Here is a 4,398-nt window from a genome sequence, read left to right as displayed (position 1 = left end):
GGTCTGGGGGGCCGGGGACGGCGCCTCCGGAGCGGAAGGACGGGAACGCTTTGATTTGGAGCGACTCATGGCGACACGGGGGAGGCGAGCAGGTGCAACCTCAACATTTCCAGCACGTGGGATGCGGCGAACAGACGCACCCGGTCCCGGTCACCCGCGAGCGACACGCGCTCGCAGCGGGACTCGAAGCCGGGCCCGGCCAGTGCGCAATAGACGGTGCCCACCGGATCCTCGGGCGTCCCGCCTCCAGGACCGGCGTAACCCGTCACCGACAGGCCGAAGGTCGCGCCGCAGGCGGTGCGAACCCCCTCGGCCATCGCGAGGGCCGTCTGCCGGGACACCGCGCTGTGCTGCCGCAGGACTTCGGGAGGAACGCCCACCCAGGCGGACTTCATCTTCTCCGAGTAGACGACCGCGCCCCCCACGAACACCTGGCTGGCGCCCGGAACGGCCGTGAGGTCCTGCGCGATGAGGCCGCCCGTGCAGCTCTCCGCGACCGCCAGCGTGTGGCCCGCGCGCGAAAGCAGCTCCAGGAGGACCGGGGCGTACTCGCTGGTGTCCGCGCCATACACGTGCGTGCCCAGCACCACGCGACACGCGGCCTCTGCGGCGGCGAGCGCGGCATCCGCCTCCGCCTGGGTGGGCGCTTCGGCCATCAGCTTCAGGTGGTTCTCGGGCGCGTGCGTGCGGAAGCCGAACACCACCCGGGGATGGCTCGGAGCCAGGGGCATCACCTGCTGGTTCAACACCGATTCGGGCAGGCGCACCGTGCGCAGCAGGCGGAAGGCCCGGAAGGTGCGGTGGGGTTCGGTGGCGAGCTGGCTCCGGACACGCGGCAGCACTTCTCCGTCCACCAGCGCTCGGTATTCGCGCGGGACGCCCGGCAGGAAGAACATCTGCGCGCGGCCGAGCTTCTGGATGACCAGCGGCGCCGAGCCCTGGGGGTTTCGCACCGGTTCGGAGCCCGCGGGGATCCGCGCCATGCGCAGGGCTCCCGGGTTGATGGCCATGCCTCGCGCGGCGTACCGCTCCTGAAGCCAGCCCAGCACCCGCGCGTCTTCTTCCAGGGGCACGCCGGCCGCCGCGGCGGCGCACTCCAGCGTGAAGTCGTCCGCAGTGGGCCCGAGGCCCCCCGAGACGATGACCACGTCCGCGCGCGCCGAGGCCTCCAGCAGCGCGCCCGTGATGTCCGGCCGCACGTCACCGACCACCGTCACCCGTTCGACCTTCACACCCAGGTCGAAGAGGCGGCCTTCCAGATACGTGCTGTTGGTGTCCGTGATAAGGCCGGTGACGAGCTCGTCACCGGTGCACAGCAGCTCGACGCGCATGGGCCGGGCATCCTAGCGGTCCCGGGCCGGGAGGGCACGGTCCGCGTCCGCCTCCCCCTGCTCGGCCGCTCAGAGGTACGCGGGGCCGTCGTCGGTGGCGTTCGGCTCGGAGTCCTCGTCGTCGTCCTCGTCGAGCCCGGTCGCCACGGCCACCGCCGCGACGGAACCCGCGCCGACCTTGCGCGACGCCAGCCGGCTGCGCACCGAGACCGCGGACTCCACCAGCCCCATCACCAGGTACGCGAAGAAGTACGTCACCAGCACCCAGGCCGGATGGAACTGACGGGCAATGAACCCGCCCGTGAGCGCCAGCACCAGGAAGACGAGCCCCGTCTTCAGGCCGGGCCGCGCGTCCTTGAAGGTGCGGTAGCGCACCGTGGACACCATCAGCAGCGACAGGGCGCCCACCGCCACCGCCACCGGCATGCGGGCCCCGTCACCGAGCACCTCGCCCTCCGAAGCCACGTGGTGGGAGATGATGAGGGAGACGAGCACGCCCGCGGCCAGCGGGATGGGCAGGCCCACGAAGAAGCCTCCACCGCCGCCGTGCGGATTGCGCATGGCGAGCACGTTGAAGCGCGCCAGCCGCATGGCGCCGCACGCCATGAACGCGAAGGAGATGAACAGGCCCCAGAAGCCCATGGGCGCCAACGCCCACTTGTAGACCAGCAGCGCCGGCGCGACCCCGAAGGACATGACGTCCGCCAGGCTGTCGAGCTGCATGCCGAAGTCGCTCTGCGTCTTCGTCAGGCGGGCCACCCGTCCGTCGAACCCGTCGAAGAACATGGCGAAGAGGATGGCCAGGGCCGCCTGGTACAGGTGCACCGGCTCCGCTTCCCCCGAACACAGGGTGATGGCGTAAAAGCCACAGAAGATAGAGGTGACGGTGAAGAGGTTCGGGAGCACGAACATCAGTTTCCGTAGCTTCATCGTTCCCTCGACTTCCCCTGGTGGTCGGATGCCCTTGCGGCAGAAACGGCGAGGGAACGGACCTTAGCAGGGTTTTATTCGCGCCGGAGTCGGTCCCCGGTCGCATGGAGGAGAAATGCCGTACGGGCAGTGGGCCCTGTGGGCGGTGGAGGCAGCGGTCGTCCTGCTGCTCGTGAACATCCTGTGGGTCCTGCTGGTCCGGCGCTGGTACCGCCTGCGGGGCCCCCTGCCAGAGATGCTGCGGGTGCGCTGCGCCGATGGATGGGAGCTGGCCGTGCACGCACGGCGGGCGCCCGTCCGCCGCTTCGCCGAGCCGGTGCTGCTGTGCCACGGGCTGGCGGCCAACCGCTACACCTTCGACTTCGAGCCCCCCTACTCCGTGGCCCACTACCTCACCGAAGCCGGCTTCGACTGCTTCAGCGTGGAGTGGCGCGGCACCGGGCACTCGCGCCGTCCGCCCCGGGGCCGGCGGCCCACGGACTTCACCATCGACGACCACATCACCCAGGACGGACCGGCCCTCCTGGAGCTGGCGCTGAAGGAGACGGACGCGAAGCAGGCCTTCTGGCTCGGCCATTCGCTGGGCGGACTGGTGGGCTACGGCGTGGCCCAGGGCGCCGAGGGCGGGAAGATCGCGGGCCTGCTGGAGCTGGGGGCGCCAGTGCATCTGAAGTCAGCGCCCTTCCTGCGCGCGCTCATCTCGCTCGGCGTGCGCGCCGCGTGGCCGGGGAGCATCCGGCAGGCGTGGATGAGCGCCAGCGTGGCCCCCTTCCTGGGCTACCTCGCCCTGCCCCTGTCGGACATCGTGGTGAATCCCCGGCACATCTCGCCGCGCGTCCTGCGGCAGTTGTCCGTCAACATGATGGCGGCGATGAGCCGCAAGGTGCTGCTCCAGTTCCAGGACTGGATTGCCCACGACGTGTTCCGCTCGTACGACCGCAAGACGGACTGGCGCGCGGGCATCGCGAAGCTCCAGCAGCCCGTGCTCGTGATGGGCGGCAGCGCGGACCGGCTGGCCACCGCGGCCAACGTGGAGGCGCAGTACGCCCTGCTCACGTCGCCCGACCGCACCCTGCACGTCTTCGGGCGGGACCGCGGCGACAAGATGGACTACGGCCACGGCGACCTCATCTTCGGCACCGGCGCGCCGACGGAGGTCTATCCCGTCATCCGCGAGTGGCTGGAGAAGCGCGCCACGCCCCTGTCCCCCGAACCCGCGCCACCCCAGGGTTGAGACGGGGACTCAGGGAGGCCGGGGTCCCGCTTCCACCTGGACACAGGACGCGTCCAGGCCGCGCGTGGAGCTTGCGTCGACCCGCGTGAGCCGGACGCGCGTCTGGCCCTCGCAGTCGGCGGACACCAGCGGGCCTCGGGCGTCCTTCACGGTGAGGGCGTCCACCCGGAGCTGGCCCTCTTCGATGGCCAGCAGCACGGACTCTCCGGCGCCGTGGGATTCGAGGTCCCGGGCCTCCACGGTCGCCTTCGAGTCCACCGACAATGCCGCGAGTTCGCACGACAGGAGCCGGGCACCGCGAAGCGCCACCCGGGCCCGCTGCGCCGCCAGCACGCAGGTGCCCTTCGCCCCCTGGACGGTGACGGCTTCCACATCCGCCTCCACCTGGCGCAGGTGGAGTCCGTCCCCCGCGATGCCGTCCGCCGTGCTCACGCCCAGGATGCGTCCGTCGCGCAGGCGCAGGCGCCCCTGCACCGCCACCACGCCGTACTCCCGCGAGCCCTCCAGCCGGAAGCGCCGGACCTCCATGTCCGAGTTCGTGAACTGCAAGGCGCCGTAGGTCCCCGCGTCCTTCACCACCACGTCCTCCAGCAGGCCGGTCGTCGTGGTGAGCCCCAGGCCGGCCCGCATGGCGTGCTCCGAGGTGAAGCCCCGCACCGACACCCGGGCCCCGTTCGTCGTCAGGCCGTACTCGTGTCCCTGGACCCGTACGTCCACCAGCTTCAGCGTGCCGTCCACCGACAGGAACGCCGGCCCCGCGCCTTCAGACACCCCTGCCCGCTCGACCTCCGCCACGCCGCCTTCCTGGCTCAGCGCCATCCGGGGTCCCTGGAAGCACACGCCCTCCAACCGGACCGTGGCCCCGCCCCGGAGCCGCACCCCCCGCTCGTAGGGCCCCATGAA

At 71.2% G+C, this 4,398-nt stretch carries 3 protein-coding genes and 1 pseudogene; 1 reads left to right on the top strand and 3 read right to left on the bottom strand.

Annotated features, from left to right (window positions below; genetic code table 11):
- Positions 1-65: 65 nt before the first annotated feature.
- On the bottom strand, positions 66-1,331 hold the full coding sequence (locus tag D7V88_RS39275) for a CinA family nicotinamide mononucleotide deamidase-related protein (RefSeq protein ID WP_120545643.1): 1,266 nt from the start codon (positions 1,329-1,331) through the stop codon (positions 66-68).
- Positions 1,332-1,400: 69 nt separating this feature from the next.
- Positions 1,401-2,261, bottom strand: a complete 861-nt coding sequence (gene pssA, locus D7V88_RS39270) for a CDP-diacylglycerol--serine O-phosphatidyltransferase (protein WP_120545642.1) — start codon at positions 2,259-2,261, stop codon at positions 1,401-1,403.
- A 115-nt stretch (positions 2,262-2,376) separates the two neighbouring features.
- On the opposite strand from pssA, the gene D7V88_RS39265 reads away from it, so the two are divergent.
- Positions 2,377-3,495, top strand: coding sequence for an alpha/beta fold hydrolase (locus D7V88_RS39265; protein WP_120545641.1), 1,119 nt, complete (start codon positions 2,377-2,379; stop codon positions 3,493-3,495).
- A 9-nt stretch (positions 3,496-3,504) separates the two neighbouring features.
- On the opposite strand, the pseudogene D7V88_RS43370 reads toward D7V88_RS39265, so the two are convergent.
- Positions 3,505-4,398, bottom strand: a pseudogene (locus D7V88_RS43370) (hypothetical protein); the annotation flags it as partial.

This window comes from Corallococcus terminator (genome assembly GCF_003611635.1).
Lineage (GTDB): Bacteria > Myxococcota > Myxococcia > Myxococcales > Myxococcaceae > Corallococcus > Corallococcus terminator.
The sequence above is the reverse complement of the archived record's forward strand: the minus strand, read 5'-3'. Positions and strand labels throughout refer to the sequence as shown.